Origin of the sequence: Streptomyces sp. AC602_WCS936 (assembly GCF_019049125.1) — a bacterium.
GTDB lineage: Bacteria > Actinomycetota > Actinomycetes > Streptomycetales > Streptomycetaceae > Streptomyces.
This window is the reverse complement of record NZ_JAGMUF010000051.1, coordinates 1-15867: the sequence shown is the minus strand read 5'-3', so window position 1 is coordinate 15867 and position 15867 is coordinate 1. Positions and strand designations below refer to the sequence as shown.

The following is a 15867-nucleotide window of genomic DNA, read 5'->3' as shown; positions in this document are numbered from 1 at the left end:
CCCCCCCCCCCCCCCCCCCGCACTGCCCGGCGTGGACAAGCATCGCGTCGGCCGAGCGCCGTTCGCGCCAGTGAAGTCGCTCAGGTTCGGTGGACAGTCATCCACTTGGGGACACTGGTGCCCGCGAGGAGGAGTCCATCGTGCCGAGAACCGGCCCCGCACACCCGCCGGAGTTCCGTCGCCAGATCGTGGACCTGGTCCGCGCCGGCCGGCACCTTGTGGCCGTTGTGACGGCCCTGTGACCGAAGGAGTGGCTTCGATCACAGCCTGGTCGGCCGTGCCTTGGTGAGGTGGCCGGATGCGTAGCGTCCTCCCTGTCCTGCGCGGCTGCCTGCCGCCGCTTCTGGTGCACCTGCTGATAGGTGTCCCCGCGTTCCTCACCGTCCTCTGCGCGCGCTGGTACGTTGCTCACGGTCACTGCGGGGACGAGGACCTGCGCCGCCGAGACCTGGACGGCTGCACCTACGACCAGATCGAGACCAGCGGCTTCGTCCTGATCGCCCTCTTCCTGCTCGGCGCTTTCGTCCTCCTCCTGCTCTTCCTCTACGACGTCCGCCCCCTGCGCGCCGGCCGCTCCCTCAGACCACGCCTGCTGACTCTGCCGGCGGTCCTGGTCCCGTACGCGGGCTACGTGATGAGCGGAGGGTGAGCTCATCGACCTCGGCGTGCGGGCTGCCCGCCGGCACGGCGGTGCAGAAGCGCTCGCCGAGCGGGCATCGACCGCCGGGCGTGTTCCAGGAAGTCGTTCCCTTCCTCGCACACGGCACGGCCACCGACTCGCCGAACCGTGGAACCCTGAGAGGCACCCACCCGATGGACCTGTCCGCCTGGCACCGCGAGTTCGGCGCCGCCTGCTTCACCCTCGCCCCCACCACACCCCGGTACCTGCTCACCGCGCTCGGTGTCACCACGACGCCCGAGCCGGTCGGCGACCTCGTCAAAGAACTGCGGGACCACCACGAGTACGCATGGTCGATGGAGAACATCGACGCCTCCGAAGACCAGGAAACACCCCTGATCGCCGCCGCGGCCCTCGACGGCGAATGGTCCGTCGCCGTCGAAGTCGACGGAATGACCGGTTACGTGGGCTGCGCCCGCCCGATCCTCACGTCCCTCTCACAGTCCTTCGGCCGGGCCTGCAGCTGCTACTACGACACCGGGAACGCCCAGGTCCTCACCTCGGCCGGAGCGGCGGAACCGGTACGGGTCAACACCCTCAGCGGACGCCGGGACGCCGGCCTGCCCCCTGAACAGGAGCAGGCCCTGACCGACGCCGGATTCGCCGGCGGCGGCTTTCGCACCCTCGCCCCCGCCTCCAGCAGATGCGCGACATCGAACGCCTCGATGTCGCGCTCAACGCCCTCACCGGCCTCCGTCTGGCCGACTGCGTCAATGCGGCCGACTGGATCGCAGGACAGACACACAGCCGGCGCTGACCAGCAGCAGGTCCAGGCCGCTTCCGACGCCGCGGGGAGGTCGGCAGGGGTGGCTCTCGGTGGACTCCACCATGGTGCGGGCTCGTCACCATGCGGCCGGTGCCCGGGCGGAACCGCCGTATCTGCCCGCGTCGAAGGTGGCCCCCGAAGCGTGCGACCCAGATACTTCCTCGCGGCGGACGACACCCCCGAACCCACTGTGTGTGCGTCACAGCAGCATGCCGAGTGGTCTCGTTCGTTGACGTCGCCCCCGTACCGGCGGGCTCCGCACCGGTCAGGCGGCCGGCTGCAGCAGGACGCAGCATCGCCCGGGGCTGGGCGCCAGGCATGCCTCGAGTCCCGCCTCGCCCAGGCCACTGAGGACGCCGCGCAGCAAGTGGAGGTTCATGCCGCACACCGTCTGGGTGTGCTCCTGGGCCAGCGCGTGGAAGGGGCAGTTGGCCAGAACGATGACATCGTCCTCGTGGCGTGGCTCAAAGCCGTACCGCTCCAGTAGGTCGACGATGTTCGTCTTGCTCTGTTCGCCCAGTTGTGTGCCGAGTTCCACCGCCTTGCGGTGCAATACGTCGCGCACCGGCTTACCGGTCGCGTCGGATTCCTCCACGGCTTGGGCGAGCAGCCGTCCGGCGAGCTCATAGCGACGGTCCGGCAGATGCACGGTGACTTGCTTCGCCGAGCGGTGGTAGAGCTTGGCCGGCCTTCCTGCGCCTGGTCCGGAGCGCCCGCTGCGGCGCTCGTAGACGACGTCGAGCAGCGATTCGTCGGCCAGCCGGTCCAGGTGGAACGCGGCGGTCTTCCGTGCCAGCCCGAGAGCGGCGGCCGCCTCGTCCCGGCTGACGGGGCTCGTCTGCCGCGCCACATGGTCGTAGAGCCTCCTACGGGTCGGCTCGTCGAGTGCGGCGATGGCGGAAACGTCGGGGTCGCGTACTTCCTTCGGGGTGTCCACGAACACCAGTGTAAAACCCACAGTCATTGACTAAAGAGCGGTGCAGGGCTTCTATTGTTAATGAGTGTTGCTGATAGAAGGAGAGGGTCATGTCCTCCGTAACCACAAGCACGACCTCCGCCACGTCGCGGCGGGCGGTTCTCAGCGACCCCGGCTACCAGGCGTTCGTGATCCTGCGCGTCGGCTTCACGGTGGCGCCGATCCTGTTCGGGCTGGACAAGTTCACCAACCTGCTCGTGGACTGGCCCACCTACCTCGCGCCGTGGATCGACGACATCGTTCCCGGCAGCGCCCAGGCCGCCATGTACGCGGTCGGCGCGATCGAGATCGTGGCCGGCATCGCCGTGGCGCTGGCTCCCCGCTTCGGGGGTTGGCTGGTGGCCGGCTGGCTCGCGGGCATCATCGTCAACCTGCTGACCATTCCGGGCTACTACGACGTCGCACTGCGCGACTTCGGACTGCTCCTCGGCGCCGTGGCGCTCGCACGGATCGCCCAGCGCTACGACACGAAGCGGCAGCGGTGAACAGGCGCGGAGCGCATTGAATCCACCCGGGGGGACCCCCACGGATCCTCCCGGCGCCTCCATGCCGCTCTCCTCGGACCGTCCACAGCCGGGCGCCACAGCCAGAGCGCAGGGCCAGGGAGACGGCCATCCCGCGGCACCACTGCCTGCCAAGGGCGACAGCGGATTCGAGGGCTCTCACCGCGAGGCCGGACCTCGTCGGGGCGTCGATCGAGTAGCCCACAATGCGGCCGGAGTACACGTCCTTGACCGCGCACAGATACAACGTGCCCTCGCCGGTGGGCTGCTCGGTGACGTCCGTGAGCCACAGCCGGTTCGGCCCGTCGGCGGTGAAGTCGCGCCGGACCCGGTCGTCGTGCACCGGCGGGCCGGCCTTGACGATCTTGCCCCGGCTCCGCCGCCCACCGAAGACGCTCCACCAACGGCTGTCGCGACAGATCCTCCAGGCGGTCCGCCCGGCCATCGCCTCACCGGCCTCGCGCGCCTCGTCGAGGAGGAACCGGTGGCCGAACCCGGGATCGTCGTGGTCGGCCGCGCTGCCCCAGGTGCGCCGGCAGCCGTTGACGCAGGACGAGCCGCCGAGGACGCGGGCCCGGATCCGGTGGACGGCGGTGCGGCGCTCCCACACATGGTCGCGGGCAGCGCGTGGGCGTGGGCGCGGAGGAGCGTCGGCGGCCGCTTCCGTCACCGCGGTCCGGGGTCCGGTCCCGCTTCGACCAGGCAGACCGACCGTCCCGGGTCCTCGGGCGGGCGGGCGGCCGGCACGCACCTCGCCACGCCCCCGCCGAGGACGACGACTTCGTAGCCGGTGGTGCGCCCGGGGGCGGTCAGGCGCGGTCTCCCGCCACCGCGCCGTCGCGGACGGCGGAGGAGGCGCCGTCCAGCGAGGCGACGCGGCCGATGAGTTCGTCGAGGCCGATGGCCTCGGTCCGCGTGGAGGCAACGGTGCAGGCGTGCGCCCCGGCCACCGCCCCGTAGAGGCCCCAGCGGGCGGGCGGTTCGCCGCCCAGCCAGCCGTACAGGAAGCCGGCGGCGAACGCGTCGCCAACGCGTTGTTCGGGCCTCGAGAACGGCAAACACCGTCGATCTTGTAGTCGGTGTCCGGCCGCCCGCTGTCGCGGAGGCAGGGCGAGTGTCGCGGGCTGTGGTCGCGTCCGTCCCGTGGCGCGAAGGCTGCGAGGGCGTCGGCGTCGGTCGCGCGAGCATGCAGAAAGTAGTCGGCCCACTCGGCGATTCCGGGCAGGACGAGCCCTGGCCGAGCCGGGTGACGGCGGCCTCGATGTCGAAGTCCGCGGTACGGAGTTCCACGCCCGGGCCAGCAGGGCCCAGTGGGCTCCCGTCCGTCCGTACGATGCCGATCCGTACGGCATGCCGATGCTGCCGGGATTGATCACGAGCCGGCCGTGGGCGAGGCGGACGAACGGCATGTGGATGTGGCCGCAGACCACGGTGTCGCCGGGGAGGGGCCTGAGGGAACCGCTTCGGCACGATGGGCGAAGGACTGGTGAAGGCCCAGGTATTCGAGCATCGTCCTTGGACGAGAGGAGCCCCGATGACCGTCGGACCAGGCGTCGGCATCGGCACCGCGCGTGCCGATGCGGAGAGCGACGCCTCAGTGATCGCGCGGTCCCGGGACGAGCCCGAGGCGTTCGCCGCGCTCTTCGACCGGCACGCCGACGCCGTGCACCGCTATGCGGCCCGCCGCCTCGGCGGCGAGGTCGCGGACGACCTCGTGGCGGAGACCTTCACCACCGCGTTCCAGCAGCGGCATCGCTACGACCCGGCCCGCGGCGCGGGAGCCGACGCCCGGCCGTGGCTGTTCGGCATAGCGACCAACTTGGTCGGCCGGCACCGGCGGGCCGAGGCCCGCCGGTTCAAGGCCATGGCCCGGGTCCCGGCCCTCGCCGACCACGACGAGCCGTTGGCCGACCGGGCCGCGGACCGGGTGGTGGCGCGGGCCGTACGCCGCGAGCTGGCGGCGGCGCTGGCCGCGCTGCCCGCTCAGCACCGGGACGTGCTGCTGCTGGTGGCCTGGGGGGATCTCGGCTACGGGGAGACGGCCCAGGCCCTCGGTATCCCCGTGGGCACGGTCAGATCACGGCTGCACCGGGCTCGCAGCAAGCTGCGCGAAGCATTGGGCGGATCCAATCCGACGGCACTGCGAGAGGTGTCCGACCATGAATGACGAACTCGAACTCTTGAGGGAGTGGGACGCGGACGCGGCCCCGCTCACCGGTCCGGCCCGCGACCGGGCCCGGCACCGGCTGCTCAACGCGATCGCCCACGCGGACCGGCGCACCGGCACCGGCACCGGCCCCGGTCGCCGCCACGCACTGCGCCTCGCGGCGGCCGCGGTGGTCGCCACGGCCGTTACGGGGACGGCGGTGCTGATCGGCACGAACGGCTCAGGCGAGGGCGGCCCACCGGGCACGAGCAGCCCGCGAGTGGAGAACGCCGCCGCGACGGTGCTGAACGGGGCGGCGGCGTGGGAGCGCGAGCAGGAGAAGGAGCCGGTGGCGCCGCGCGACGACCAGTTCATCTACTCGAAGCGGATCATCAAGGAGACGGAGGAGAAGACCGGCGAGGTCAAGACCTACACCGACGAGATGTGGGACTCGGTCGACGTCTCCAAGCCCTCCCTGTCCATGGAACTGGGCCGTGAGATGTGGGAGGAGCCCGCGGAGGAGGGCGGCGGGGTATGGCCACCCCGGAAGTGGAGCGAGCTGAAGAAGCTGCCCCAGGACCCGGAAAAGCTTGTCCTGGCCATCATCTCCCTCGGCTCCAGCCCCGACGACCGGTCGATCAGCGATCTCGACGAGCTCGAACGGTTCGAGGCCTACTGGCTGCTCGGCGAGCTCCTGAAAAACCCGGTGCTGCCCCAGGGACTGCGCCCCGCGGCGTACGAGGCGCTCGCCCTTGTGCCCGGCGTCAGGACGATCCCGGGAGTGAAGGACTCCGCCGGACGGACCGGGGTGGGGATCGCTCATACCGGACGCGGCTCCTACGAAAGCAAGTACCTGATCTTCGACCCGGCGTCGTACGAATTCCTGGGGTTCCGCGACGAGCGGATCTCGGCTTCCGGGAAGAAGAAGTACATCCAGCTGTCGCACGTAGTGGAATGGGGCATCGTCGACCGGGTGAGGCAGCGCCCGTAGACCGCTGTCCCGCGGCCGGGACCCGCAGGGCCGCCGGCACCGGCAGAAGGTCGCCGGCGGCCCTGAGGCTCCCCGGCCCAAGCCCGCCCGCAGCATTCCGGACCCGCAACGCGACCGATGAACGCCAGACGCTGGTACGCGCCTTCGTCGACAGTGAGACGGGCTGATCAGAGACATCGGCGGCACGGGAGACGAAGGCGGCCTCCCGTCGCCGGGGCAACGCTGTCGGCCCCGCGCGCCGGGCGTCTTGAGTGAGCGGGAGCGCCGGGCGACGCCGCCGCAGTCGGAGAAAGCCGCGCACATCCTGTCGGAACCGTCGAAGAGCCTCACTGAGGAGTTGGCACCGGTCGCCGAGCACGACGCGGACCTGGACGTGGCCGCGCCCCTGGGCCCCAGCAGGGCGCTTCGCACCGATTCCCAGGCCGCCGGCCGGCGCAGCCGTCCCCGATGGCTGCCTTTCCGACAGCTTTCACGGGGTGGCAGCCTGAATGCGGATCGTCAGCCCGTCCGGGCCGGCCGGACACCGGTCGCCCGTGTGATCGTGCCTGTGACGATTGAAAGGTTGTGGGACACGCACGGCCCGTGCTCCTAGGATGCGCGAAAACCGTATCCGTCGTCTGTGGGGCACAAGTTGAGAGAGTTGGTCTGCGTCGCACCAGAGGTCCGGGACCGGTTCGTCGTCCGGTTCGGAGCCGAGGTGCTGGCCTGGTGCGATGAGTTGCCGGCTCTGGTGGACGAACTCGCTGCCCGCTGGGATCTGGAACTCGTCGCGGCGGGCGGAGGAGGCACCTCGCGGGTGTTCCGCTGCTTCGAGCGGGACACCGGAATCCCGGCGTGGCTGAAACTGACGCCCGAGCCCGGGATTGCCCGAGAGGAAGCCGAAGCCCTGCGGGCCTGGGCGAGGACGCCGTCGGTTGTCACGCTGCTGGCACAAGATCTGACCGCCGGGGCACTGCTGCTGGAGGACGTGGAGCCGGGGGTGCAGGTGAGCCGGCGTGCATGGAATCTGGCCGAGGTCGCGGCGCTGCTGCGGGACCTGCGGGACCCTGCTCCCGAGCCGGGTGAGCGCTCCGTACTGCAGCCTCTCTCACACCGTGTCGACTTCGTGTTCGACTTGACCGACCGCAGGCTGGCAGCGCGCGACGTGAACGATCCGGCTGCCTCGAAGATGCTTCGGCAGGCGCGAGCGGCGGCCCTGGAACTCGCAGGCAATGGGCCTGTGGGACTCGTGCACGGCGATCTTCATCCGGCCAACGTGCTGTCCGGTCCGGGTGCCCGCTTGGTGGCGATTGACCCGAGGCCGACGTGGGGCGACCCGGACTTCGACGCTGTGGACTGGGTGCTTGAAGGAGTCGCAGATCCAGCCGTGCTGGAGCAGAGGGTCGAGGGGCTGGCGGCGCTGGTTCCCGGCATGTCTCCTCGTCGGGTGCTGGGCTGGTGCCGGGCCCTGGCCGCCCTCGTCGCGGTCCCCGGAGTGTGTGCGGGGCGGGACGACGCGGAGACTCGGTTCCTCATGGCTCTGGCCGACAGCTGAGTACTCCGTCGGCCTGAACCGATCTCGTCAGCGCGGCCGGGCAGTCGTCCGGGTGCCGGTGCCCCAGGGCCAGGCATTCCGGAAACGTTTGCCTGCGGCGAGAGGGCTGTGCTCGTCGTGCCCCTGCACGTTCGATCACGAGGAGTACATGGTGTCCACGATCCACTGGACCGGGACGAGCACCGCCGGTTCCGCCTACTGGCGTTCCGAGAGCGCGACACCGCCTCCCAGCCGGGTCGTCGGAGCGGACGACCGTGTGAAAGCCGACGCTGCTTACCGTCTGGCCTGCGAAGGCACCGCCTTGCTGTGGCAGGGCGACTTCCACAACGCACGTCAACCACTGCAAGCGACGGGCCGCCGCATCGACCGGAAACCCGCCCAACGAGGCGACAGCCCGGCAGACTCCTTCCACCTGCAGCGCAGGGCTCGCGGCCATCGTGCCCGCGTGCTCGGCAGGCTCCTCGTTCTGCTGGCAGACGACGACTACTGCCTGAACCTGCGCAGACGAGAATTGGCGGACCCTCACCGAACTCCGCACTGATCCCTCCCGCGCCACCCACCTCCTGCGCGCCCTGCGCGTCCTGACGAACCTCGAAGTCAACCGCTGACCGACGATCCACTCCACAGACAGTCGCTCACGACCGGCGTGAGCGAGGTGGGCGAAGCCGTGCTCGACGGGAGCGCGTCGTTCGACGGGGCGGGCGATCAGCCAAGGGCGTCCCGTCGCGCTGCTCCCCACTCCCACATGCTGCGCACTACTGGTTCCAGCGCCCGGCCCTGGCTGGTCAGAATGTAGCGGACGCGGGGAGGCCAGCCCGGGGTGCGGTGACGCTCGATGACGCCCGCACTGGTCAACTGGGCCAGCCGGTCCGAGAGGACCTTGTCCGAGAGAGCGGGCAGGGCGGCGGACAGTTCGGAGTATGTGGCCTGACCACGGCGTAGGAACTCGCGAACAACCAGCGGCGTCCACCGACCGCCCATCGCGGCGAGGGTGATGTCAACAGGGCATCGCGGTTCGTGGCCCGGCGGAACGAGGGCGCTGTCAGGGCAGTCCGCCAGCGGGCCGGCCTGATCGCCCGCCTGTGCGTGTCCAACGGTTTGGTGAGTCACGAGGGCCCCTCCTAACGTCCGGCAAGAACACCCCGCCAGCTTGCCTCCAGGGGGGCCTTGTGCGTATCCACCACCTCAACTGCGGTTCTCTCCGGAAGATTCCACCGCTCGGCGAAGAACCTCCGGCCGGCGCTGCGAACCGCGAACGGGCCGTTGCCTGCCATTGCCTGCTCATCGAGACGGACTCGGACGGGCTGATCCTGGTCGACACCGGCCTCGGCACCGCCGACCTACAGCACCCTGACCGGTCGCTGGGTGCGGACTGGGTCGCCTACGCCCAGCCCGCGCTGAACCCCGAGGAGAGCGCGCTGCGCCAGGTCGTCCGCCTCGGGTACGCGCCCCAGGACGTGCGGCACATCGTGCTCACCCACCTGCATCGCGACCACACAGGAGGACTGCCGGACTTCCCTCACGCACAGGTGCACGTCCACCCCGACGAGTACCGGGCCGTCACCGACCCCACGGCAGCACACCACCGGCACACCCTCGACCGCTTCATGCCGGCACACCGGGCGCACAACCCGCTGCTCACACCCGCAACCATGGCGGATCGCACAGAGTGGTTCGGCTTCCCCGGCGTGACGCGGCCGCAGGGGCCGGCATGCGAACTGCTGCTGGTTCCGCTGCCCGGCCACTCGGCGGGGCACTCGGGTGTCGCCGTGCGCGACGGCCACGGACGGTGGCTGCTGCATGCGGGTGACGCGTACATGTATCACGGCGAGCTCGAGCACACGCCGCCCTTCTCGCATCCTGCCCTTGAGCCGGTCCAGCAGGGAGCACAGACCGACGTCGCGGCTCGCGACGCGACCCGCGACCGACTGCGTTCCCTCCGACGCGACCACGCGGATGAGATCACCGTCTTCAGCGCACACGATCCATGGGAGCTGGCCCGCTTCACCGCCTCCAAAGGCTAGGACTATCCGGCTGCACGGCGCCGTCGGCACGGTGGAGGAGGTCAACGGCAACGGTGTCCAGACGCCACTGACGTTCACCGTCGAGGCCGACGGCAGCGACAAGGCGGCCTGCGTGGCGCAGGCCGCCTACCGCCACTACGCCTGACCCGGCCACCGTGCGTGCCGTCGGTGCGTCCTGCGCCGGCTTCGGCCCAGGACCGGGCCGCCTTGGGGGCCCCAGGCCCGGTCGCACAACCAATGGTGGACGGCGAGTGCGGTGGTTCGGGCGTGTTCCTCCAGCACGTGGTCGCGGCGCCAGCGGGCCGCAAGGAAGATCCAGGCCAGAAGAGGCTCCGACCCCGAGCAGGAGCGCTCGGTCAAGATCTTCGGGTCGCAGCGCGTCTTCGACGTGCTCAGCGGCCGGCCGGACGTGGCGGAGGGCTGGCGGGACCTGAGCGAACTGCTCTTCCGGTGAACTCCTCGACGCGGTGCGCGCGGCCCACGAGGCGGGCGCACGTGTGGCCTCCGGAAGAGGGCTTCCCCGCGGACGCGGCATAAGCGCACGCATGCCCTGCCGCGGCGCGCCCTCTGGACTCGTTCCCACTCGCCGACGCCGCGGGAGAGCGGGTGCGGGGCGAGCAGCGGGGCCTTCACGGCGAAGCGGTGGTCGGGGGCGGCGAGCCGGTCGGCCGGCAGGGAGTCCAGGTCGGAAGGAGCGCGCCCCTCCGGCCACCGCCGACGATCACCCCGCTTCCGCCGCGGGAACCCCGTACGCCGAGCGATCGCCAGTGAGACGGACTGCGGCCGGACAGGCGGGAGCGAACTCCGTCGAGGGCGGACGGGCTGATCGATGGTGGTGCGGCGTCGGACGGCCCCGGGTCAGGCGGTGAAGAAGTCGCCCAGGGCGGCGGAGAGCGGGCCAGGGGCCTCCTCCGCCACGTGGTGACCGGCGTCGATGCCCTGGCCCCGGACGTCGTCGGCCCAGTCGCGCCAGATGGCGCGCGGGTCGCCGTACAGATCCTCCAGGTCGTCCCGCAGCGACCACAGAACCAGCACGGGGCAGTCGATCCGCGCGCCCCGGGCCCGGTCCGCCTCCTCCTGGCGGCGGTCCACGGTAAGCCCTGCGCGATAGTCCTCCAGCATGGCGCGGACAACGTCCGGATTCCTGGTGGCGGCCCGCCATTCGTCGTGATTCTCCTGCCCCATGGCCTCGGGGTCGCCGTGGTACCAGGCGTCGGGGTCGGCGTTGATGACGCGTTCGGGGATCTCCGGCTGGGCGAAGAAGAACCAGTGCCACCACGCGGTGGCGAAGCGGGCGTCGGCGCGGGCCAGGTGCTCGCTGAGGGGCAGGCCGTCCAGGAATGCCACCCGGGTCACCACGGACGGGTGGTCCAGCACCAGCCGGAGCGCCACGGCAGCTCCGCGGTCATGGCCGGCGAGCCCGAAGCGCTGGTGCCCGAGGGCCCGCATGACCTCCACCATGACCCCGGCCACGGCCCGCTTGGAGTGCGGGGCGTGGTCGGCGGCGGGCGTGGGGCCGCGGGAACGTCCGTAACCGCGCAGGTCGGGGCAGACGACGGTGAAGCCGCGCCGGACCAGGAGGGGTGCGACCCGGTGCCAGGTCGCGGAGGTGCGGGGGTGGCCGTGCAGCAGCAGGAGGGGTGGGCCCTCTCCTCCGTACCGGACGAAGACGGATGCCTCGCCGGTGCGCACCGTCCTGGTGGCGAACCGCTCGAACACGGCATGCTCCTTCCCGCTCCGGGGCCCGGACATCGCTCCCCTCACCGTCCAGCCTGCCCGCGACGGGCCCCGGCACGTCTTCCGTGAGGCCCAGAAGCCCGGGGCGCCGTCCTTGCCCCGGGCGGTGGCCGGAGGCCGAACGTACTCTCAGCTGAGCTGCTCGGCCAGTCCGATGACGATGCCCTCGGAGCCGCGGACAGAGCAGAGCCGGTAGCCGTCCTCGTGCCGCGCGGGCTTGGCGACGGGTTCGGCTCCGTGCGTGCGCAGGCGGGCGACGGTGTACTCGATGTCGTCGGCGGCGAACCACGTTCTCCGTCCTGCCGGACAAGGGCGCCGGCGACGGGTGGCTGACCGTGGACCGCTTTCACGTCGCCAAGGGGGGAGGGCCCGCGCTTCCACCTGCACACCAGTGAGGACGAGGTCTTCATGCTCCTCGGCGGCACCGCGTTGGTGTGGGCGGGGAGAAGGAGCACGGGCTGCGCGAAGGCGTCATCGGCTACCTGCCACGCAATGTCCCCCACTCCCACCCCCGATCGCGCCGACCTCCTCGTGATCGCCACACCGAGCGGTACAGAGGGCGTGTTCCGCCACGCCGGCCGCGACCTGACCACTCCGCGTCCCGACGGATTCGGCGTCGCCGTCCCTGCTGGCCGCGGCGACGCAGCTCTGCGGCGGTGTCACCCTCCGCCCCCGCACTGCCCCGCTCCGCTTGGCGTCGCGGCGGACACGACCGCCGTCCGCGTCGTGAAGCGGCGCGCCGAGACGAGACGGCGCGGTGGCGGGTGCGGCACGGGTTCGGCAGCCCACCGGACCGAGGGCGGGTCAGCCCGCCGGTACGGGAGCCGACCGGGGACTGTCGGCCGACGCCGCGGCCGGGGTGCGCCACCAACGGCGGGACGCCATCGCGGCCAAGGCCGCGCCGGTGGCGTTGAGCAGCACGTCGTCCACGGAGGACACCCGGTCCAGGCGCAGGACGTACTGGAGAGTCTCGACCAGGACCGAACAGCCCGCCCCGAGCGCCAGAACCCGCGGCACCGACGCCGGCGCGGTGAAGCGCATCGGGGCGAAGAAGCCCAGCGCCGCGAACACCAGCAGGTTGCCGAGAATGCCGAGCGGTCCCATCGTGAGCAGGTCCACCACCGGGACCAGGCTGAGGGCACCGGAGACCTCACCGGCCCGCGCGCCCGGCATCAGGATGAGCCACACCCACGGCACCGTCCCGTGGACCAGGCCCACCTCGGCCAGCGACCTGCGCCGCGCCCAGTCCGGCTCGATGCCGGCGGCCTTCCGGCGGCGCGTCAGCAGCCACACCACCAGCGCGGACAACGGCAGCGCCGCCACCATGGTGAGCATCACACCGTTGAAGGTGAACAACCAGGCGTGCCAGCCACCGTGCATGACCAACGGCACGGACCTGACGAACAACGGCAGCACGAACGCGGCGACCGCCACACCGAGAATCCCCAGGCCGACGAGCACGATCCAACGGGCGATCCCGCGCGCACGACGGGCCGATGCTGACGATGGTGTGTTCTGTTCCATGCCCCTACTGAAGACGGAGGGCTGTTGCGGTGGCGTATGTATTTCCCGATACGACCGCGATACACGGTCCCGCCCGGAGCGGTGTCATTCGCGCAGGGGAGCCCCCCGCAGTTCCACCGTGATGCGGAGCCCACCGGCGGAGCGCGGGGTGAGGACCAGGGTCCCGTCGTGCGCGTGGGTGATGGTCTCGACGACGGCCAGGCCGAGGCCGACACCCGCCTGGTCGCTGCGCACGCGCTCGGTGCCGCGCTGGAACGGCTCGGTGAGCGTCGACACCGACTCCGGGGTGATCGGTTCGCCGGTGTTCTCGACGGTGAGCACCACGGTCTTGGGCCGGGCCTCGGTGGTCACCCACACGCTGCCGTGTTGCGGCAGGTTGTGGACGATCGCGTTGTGCACGAGGTTCGTGGTCAGCTGCAGCAGGAGCGCCGGCGACCCGATCGTGGGGGCGACGTCGCCGTCGGTCTCCAGGGTGACGCCGTGCTCCTCCGCGAGGGGAAGGAGTGTTTCGGTGGCTTCTTCCGCCATGAGGGACAGGTCGACGTGTTCTCGGGTGAAGGAGCGTCGGCCGGCACGGCTGAGCAGGAGCAGTGCTTCGGTGAGATCGATGGCCCGGGTGTTGACGGTGTGGAGGCGGTCGATCAGCGGGTCGGCGGCGCGGCCGGGATCGGCGCGGGCCACTTCGAGCAGGGACTTCGAGACCGACAGCGGGGTGCGCAGTTCGTGGGAGGCGTTCGCCGCGAATCGCCGCTGTTCGGCTACGTGCGCTTCGAGCCTCGCGAGCATCATGTCGAAGGCGTCGGCGAGCTCGCGGAACTCGTCCTGGCGGCCCGGAAGTCGGATTCGATGGGAGAGCGATCCGTTCGCGACCGTACGCGTCGCGTGCGTGATGCGGTCCAGCGGGGCGAGCATGCGACCGGCCAGAATCCATCCGCCCAGGAGACCGAACACCAGGAGGAACACCATGACGGCGGCTGCCGTCGGGGCGAAGCCGCGCACGAACGTGGTGCCCGGCGTCGCTCTCCACGCACCCTCCGCGGTGGTTTGCAACCACCCCTCCTGCCAGAGAAAAGCGCCGATGGCGGAGAGCAGCAAGACGCCCGCGACCACCAGGAATCCGGCGTAACTGAGGGTGAGCTTGAGGCGGACGCTCAGACCAGGCGCCCTATCCACGGTCCGTTCCCCCAGGTCCGGTGCCGGGCGCTGTGCCGATGCGGTAGCCGACGCCGGGCACGGTGACGATGAGCCAGGGTTCGCCGAGTCGTTTGCGCAGTGCCGAGACGGTGATGCGCACAGCGTTGGTGAACGGGTCCGCGTTCTCGTCCCACGCCCGTTCCAGGAGATCCTCGGCGCTGACCACACCGCCTTCCGCGGCGACCAGGACTTCGAGCACCGCGAACTGCTTGCGGGTCAGCGCGACGTAGCGGCCGTCCCGGTACACCTCGCGGCGGAACGGATCCAGACGCAGGCCCGCGATCTCCCGCACGGGCGGCCTGGTGTGCGCACGCCTGCGGTCGAGTGCCCGGAGCCTGAGCACCAGCTCCCGCAACTCGAACGGTTTCGTGAGGTAGTCGTCGGCCCCGAGGCCGAACCCGGAGACCTTGTCGTCGAGACGGTCGGCCGCGGTGAGCATGAGGATCGGCATGCCGCTCTCCGAGGCGACGATGCGTCTCGCGATCTCGTCACCCGAGGGTCCGGGAATATCGCGGTCGAGAACCGCGATGTCGTAGGCGTTGACGCTGAGCATTTCCAGAGCGGCGTTCCCGTTACCCGCGATATCCGCCGCGATCGCCTCCAGACGAAGGCCGTCCCGAATGGCTTCCGCCATGAAGGGTTCATCCTCGACAACCAGTACACGCACGTCATGGATGCTACCCGTGGGCACATATCGTCGATGTATCGAAAATCGCTTACAGGTCGGCAACACCGCGCTGCCTTGGCTTGAGCAATGTCCGGCAGCGAACCAGCGCGAACAGCGCCCCAGACCCGGTGGCGCCTCAGAACGGCTAACACAATGAAGCCGAACAGCTCCGGGAGCATGCACGGCCTCCTGTGTAAGGTCTCCTGGTCCTCGCGCTCGGGCGGTCGATAGGGTCCAGAGGTCAGCCTTTGAAGAGGATCTGCGGCGGAGTATCCGGAGGTAGTGGGCAGCATGCGTGGACGACCCAGTCATGAGCCCGGTACTCCTCGCATGTCGAGGCACGACTGGTGGGGCGTTGTACTTGAGGCGCCCGATCCGCGGGCGCTCGCTCACTTCTACTCAGACCTCCTGGGCTGGGAGATCACCAAGGAAGAGCCTGATGGGGCGGCTGTCGCGCCCTCGGAGAGTGTGGGCTACATAGCCTTCCAGCGCTCGGACGGCTACGTCCCTCCAGTCTGGCCAGCTCAGGATGACGCCCAGCGGATCACGATGCACCTAGACTTCGAAGTCGTCGATCTGCAGGCCGCTGTAGCCCATGCGCTGGAACTGGGTGCGCGGGAGGCCGGGTATCAGCCGCAGGACAACGTCAGGGTGATGCTCGACCCTGCTGGTCACCCGTTCTGTCTCTATATGGATGACGACAGCAACTAACAGAGTGACCGAAGCTGGCGGTGGGTGATGAGGCAGCAGGCCTGTTTCAGGAAGGCTTCGTGGATGTCGGCCCGGCGTTCCCAGCGGACTCGCAGTCGCCGGAAGCCGTGCAGCCAAGCGAAACTCCGCTTTTCGCCGTCATGGCCAGCGAGAACACCCTGCTCAGCCAGCGTGGCGGGCCACCGGGCAGGTCTGAACCTGGCCGAAAGGCGGCGGTCAGGAACTGTAGTGAACCGGAAGACGCCCTGGATCGAACCATTCCGGTCGAGCTGCCCTCCGGAAACGGTAACGGAACCGACAATTCCGCCCGCTGCTCGCGAGGTTGCAGGGCTAACGTCCTGGTTCGTCGAGGTGAAGAGGTGGGGCTGGTTCCGGCCCGCATGCATATGTGCATCGGGGGGGGGGGGGGGGGGGG

The 15867-nt window shown here is 70.4% G+C and carries 15 protein-coding genes and 4 pseudogenes; 9 read left to right on the top strand and 10 right to left on the bottom strand.

The features are described 5' to 3' along the window. Positions 1 to 298 precede the first annotated feature (298 nt). Entirely contained in the window at positions 299 to 649 is a 351-nt protein-coding gene (locus KUM03_RS17025; protein ID WP_217249505.1) for a hypothetical protein, read from the top strand. A gap of 1061 nt (positions 650 to 1710) precedes the next feature. Here KUM03_RS17025 and KUM03_RS17020 read toward each other — a convergent pair. Further along, positions 1711 to 2388 (bottom strand): helix-turn-helix domain-containing protein, encoded by a 678-nt coding sequence (locus KUM03_RS17020; protein ID WP_308406343.1) that lies wholly within the window; start codon positions 2386 to 2388, stop codon positions 1711 to 1713. A gap of 83 nt (positions 2389 to 2471) precedes the next feature. Here KUM03_RS17020 and KUM03_RS17015 point away from each other — a divergent pair, with 83 nt between their 5' ends. Further along, positions 2472 to 2906: a DoxX family membrane protein gene (locus KUM03_RS17015; protein ID WP_217249501.1), complete on the top strand. Its 435-nt coding sequence runs from the start codon at positions 2472 to 2474 to the stop codon at positions 2904 to 2906. Between the two features lie 145 nt (positions 2907 to 3051). Here KUM03_RS17015 and KUM03_RS17010 read toward each other — a convergent pair. The 3 genes and pseudogenes from KUM03_RS17010 to KUM03_RS17000 form a co-directional block, all read right to left on the bottom strand. Further along, positions 3052 to 3429: pseudogene (locus KUM03_RS17010) on the bottom strand (DDE-type integrase/transposase/recombinase); the annotation flags it as partial. Positions 3430 to 3733: 304 nt separating this feature from the next. Further along, positions 3734 to 3982, bottom strand: coding sequence for a hypothetical protein (locus tag KUM03_RS17005; RefSeq protein ID WP_374225331.1), 249 nt, complete (start codon positions 3980 to 3982; stop codon positions 3734 to 3736). A 65-nt stretch (positions 3983 to 4047) separates the two neighbouring features. Further along, positions 4048 to 4357 (bottom strand): annotated as a pseudogene (locus tag KUM03_RS17000) (metallophosphoesterase); the annotation flags it as partial. Positions 4358 to 4458: 101 nt separating this feature from the next. On the opposite strand from KUM03_RS17000, the gene KUM03_RS16995 reads away from it, so the two are divergent. From KUM03_RS16995 to KUM03_RS16980, 4 genes and pseudogenes are all read left to right on the top strand, one after another. Next, positions 4459 to 5091: an RNA polymerase sigma factor gene (locus KUM03_RS16995; RefSeq protein ID WP_217249499.1), complete on the top strand. Its 633-nt coding sequence runs from the start codon at positions 4459 to 4461 to the stop codon at positions 5089 to 5091. After that, the gene (locus tag KUM03_RS16990; RefSeq protein ID WP_217249496.1) at positions 5084 to 6061 is read left to right on the top strand and encodes a CU044_5270 family protein; all 978 of its coding nucleotides are present in this window, start codon (positions 5084 to 5086) and stop codon (positions 6059 to 6061) included. Before KUM03_RS16995 ends, KUM03_RS16990 begins: the two co-directional genes overlap by 8 nt. Positions 6062 to 6680: 619 nt before the next feature. Next, positions 6681 to 7595, top strand: coding sequence for an aminoglycoside phosphotransferase family protein (locus KUM03_RS16985; protein WP_308406342.1), 915 nt, complete (start codon positions 6681 to 6683; stop codon positions 7593 to 7595). Between the two features lie 148 nt (positions 7596 to 7743). Further along, positions 7744 to 8100: pseudogene (locus KUM03_RS16980) on the top strand (methyltransferase); the annotation flags it as partial. Between the two features lie 200 nt (positions 8101 to 8300). On the opposite strand, the gene KUM03_RS16975 reads toward KUM03_RS16980, so the two are convergent. After that, positions 8301 to 8576 (bottom strand): helix-turn-helix domain-containing protein, encoded by a 276-nt coding sequence (locus tag KUM03_RS16975; protein WP_217249494.1) that lies wholly within the window; start codon positions 8574 to 8576, stop codon positions 8301 to 8303. A gap of 188 nt (positions 8577 to 8764) precedes the next feature. On the opposite strand from KUM03_RS16975, the gene KUM03_RS16970 reads away from it, so the two are divergent. Both KUM03_RS16970 and KUM03_RS16960 read left to right on the top strand, forming a co-directional pair. Next, positions 8765 to 9619, top strand: a complete 855-nt coding sequence (locus tag KUM03_RS16970; protein WP_217249492.1) for an MBL fold metallo-hydrolase — start codon at positions 8765 to 8767, stop codon at positions 9617 to 9619. Between the two features lie 256 nt (positions 9620 to 9875). Next, positions 9876 to 10073, top strand: coding sequence for a hypothetical protein (locus KUM03_RS16960; RefSeq protein WP_217249485.1), 198 nt, complete (start codon positions 9876 to 9878; stop codon positions 10071 to 10073). 404 nt (positions 10074 to 10477) lie between these two features. On the opposite strand, the gene KUM03_RS16955 is transcribed toward KUM03_RS16960, so the two are convergent. The 4 genes from KUM03_RS16955 to KUM03_RS16940 all read right to left on the bottom strand — a co-directional run bounded on the left by KUM03_RS16955 (position 10478) and on the right by KUM03_RS16940 (position 14741). Further along, positions 10478 to 11338 (bottom strand): alpha/beta fold hydrolase, encoded by an 861-nt coding sequence (locus KUM03_RS16955; RefSeq protein ID WP_217249483.1) that lies wholly within the window; start codon positions 11336 to 11338, stop codon positions 10478 to 10480. A gap of 822 nt (positions 11339 to 12160) precedes the next feature. Next, on the bottom strand, positions 12161 to 12880 hold the full coding sequence (locus KUM03_RS16950) for a VanZ family protein (protein ID WP_217249480.1): 720 nt from the start codon (positions 12878 to 12880) through the stop codon (positions 12161 to 12163). Positions 12881 to 12964: 84 nt separating this feature from the next. Further along, positions 12965 to 14053 carry a HAMP domain-containing sensor histidine kinase gene (locus KUM03_RS16945; RefSeq protein ID WP_217249478.1) on the bottom strand — a complete coding sequence of 363 codons (1089 nt, stop codon included), beginning with the start codon at positions 14051 to 14053 and terminating at the stop codon, positions 12965 to 12967. Next, complete coding sequence (locus KUM03_RS16940; protein ID WP_217249582.1) at positions 14046 to 14741, bottom strand: response regulator transcription factor; 696 nt, start codon at positions 14739 to 14741, stop codon at positions 14046 to 14048. The genes KUM03_RS16945 and KUM03_RS16940 overlap by 8 nt, the downstream gene beginning before the upstream one ends. A gap of 330 nt (positions 14742 to 15071) precedes the next feature. Here KUM03_RS16940 and KUM03_RS16935 point away from each other — a divergent pair, with 330 nt between their 5' ends. Further along, positions 15072 to 15452: a VOC family protein gene (locus KUM03_RS16935; RefSeq protein ID WP_217249474.1), complete on the top strand. Its 381-nt coding sequence runs from the start codon at positions 15072 to 15074 to the stop codon at positions 15450 to 15452. Here the strand turns inward: KUM03_RS16935 and KUM03_RS16930 are convergent. Beyond that, positions 15449 to 15583, bottom strand: a pseudogene (locus KUM03_RS16930) (IS5/IS1182 family transposase); the annotation flags it as partial. The gene KUM03_RS16935 and the pseudogene KUM03_RS16930 sit on opposite strands and share 4 nt — an antisense overlap. Between the last annotated feature and the right edge of the window lie 284 nt (positions 15584 to 15867).

What these genes read in the sequence shown, in the direction of transcription:
- KUM03_RS17025 (WP_217249505.1), top strand. Translation starts at nt 299, where the DNA reads ATGCGTAGCGTCCTCCCTGTCCTGCGCGGCTGCCTGCCGCCGCTTCTG.
- KUM03_RS17015 (WP_217249501.1), top strand. Translation starts at nt 2,472, where the DNA reads ATGTCCTCCGTAACCACAAGCACGACCTCCGCCACGTCGCGGCGGGCG.
- KUM03_RS16995 (WP_217249499.1), top strand. Translation starts at nt 4,459, where the DNA reads ATGACCGTCGGACCAGGCGTCGGCATCGGCACCGCGCGTGCCGATGCG.
- KUM03_RS16990 (WP_217249496.1), top strand. Translation starts at nt 5,084, where the DNA reads ATGAATGACGAACTCGAACTCTTGAGGGAGTGGGACGCGGACGCGGCC.
- KUM03_RS16975 (WP_217249494.1), bottom strand. Translation starts at nt 8,576, where the DNA reads ATGGGCGGTCGGTGGACGCCGCTGGTTGTTCGCGAGTTCCTACGCCGT.
- KUM03_RS16950 (WP_217249480.1), bottom strand. Translation starts at nt 12,880, where the DNA reads ATGGAACAGAACACACCATCGTCAGCATCGGCCCGTCGTGCGCGCGGG.
- KUM03_RS16935 (WP_217249474.1), top strand. Translation starts at nt 15,072, where the DNA reads ATGTCGAGGCACGACTGGTGGGGCGTTGTACTTGAGGCGCCCGATCCG.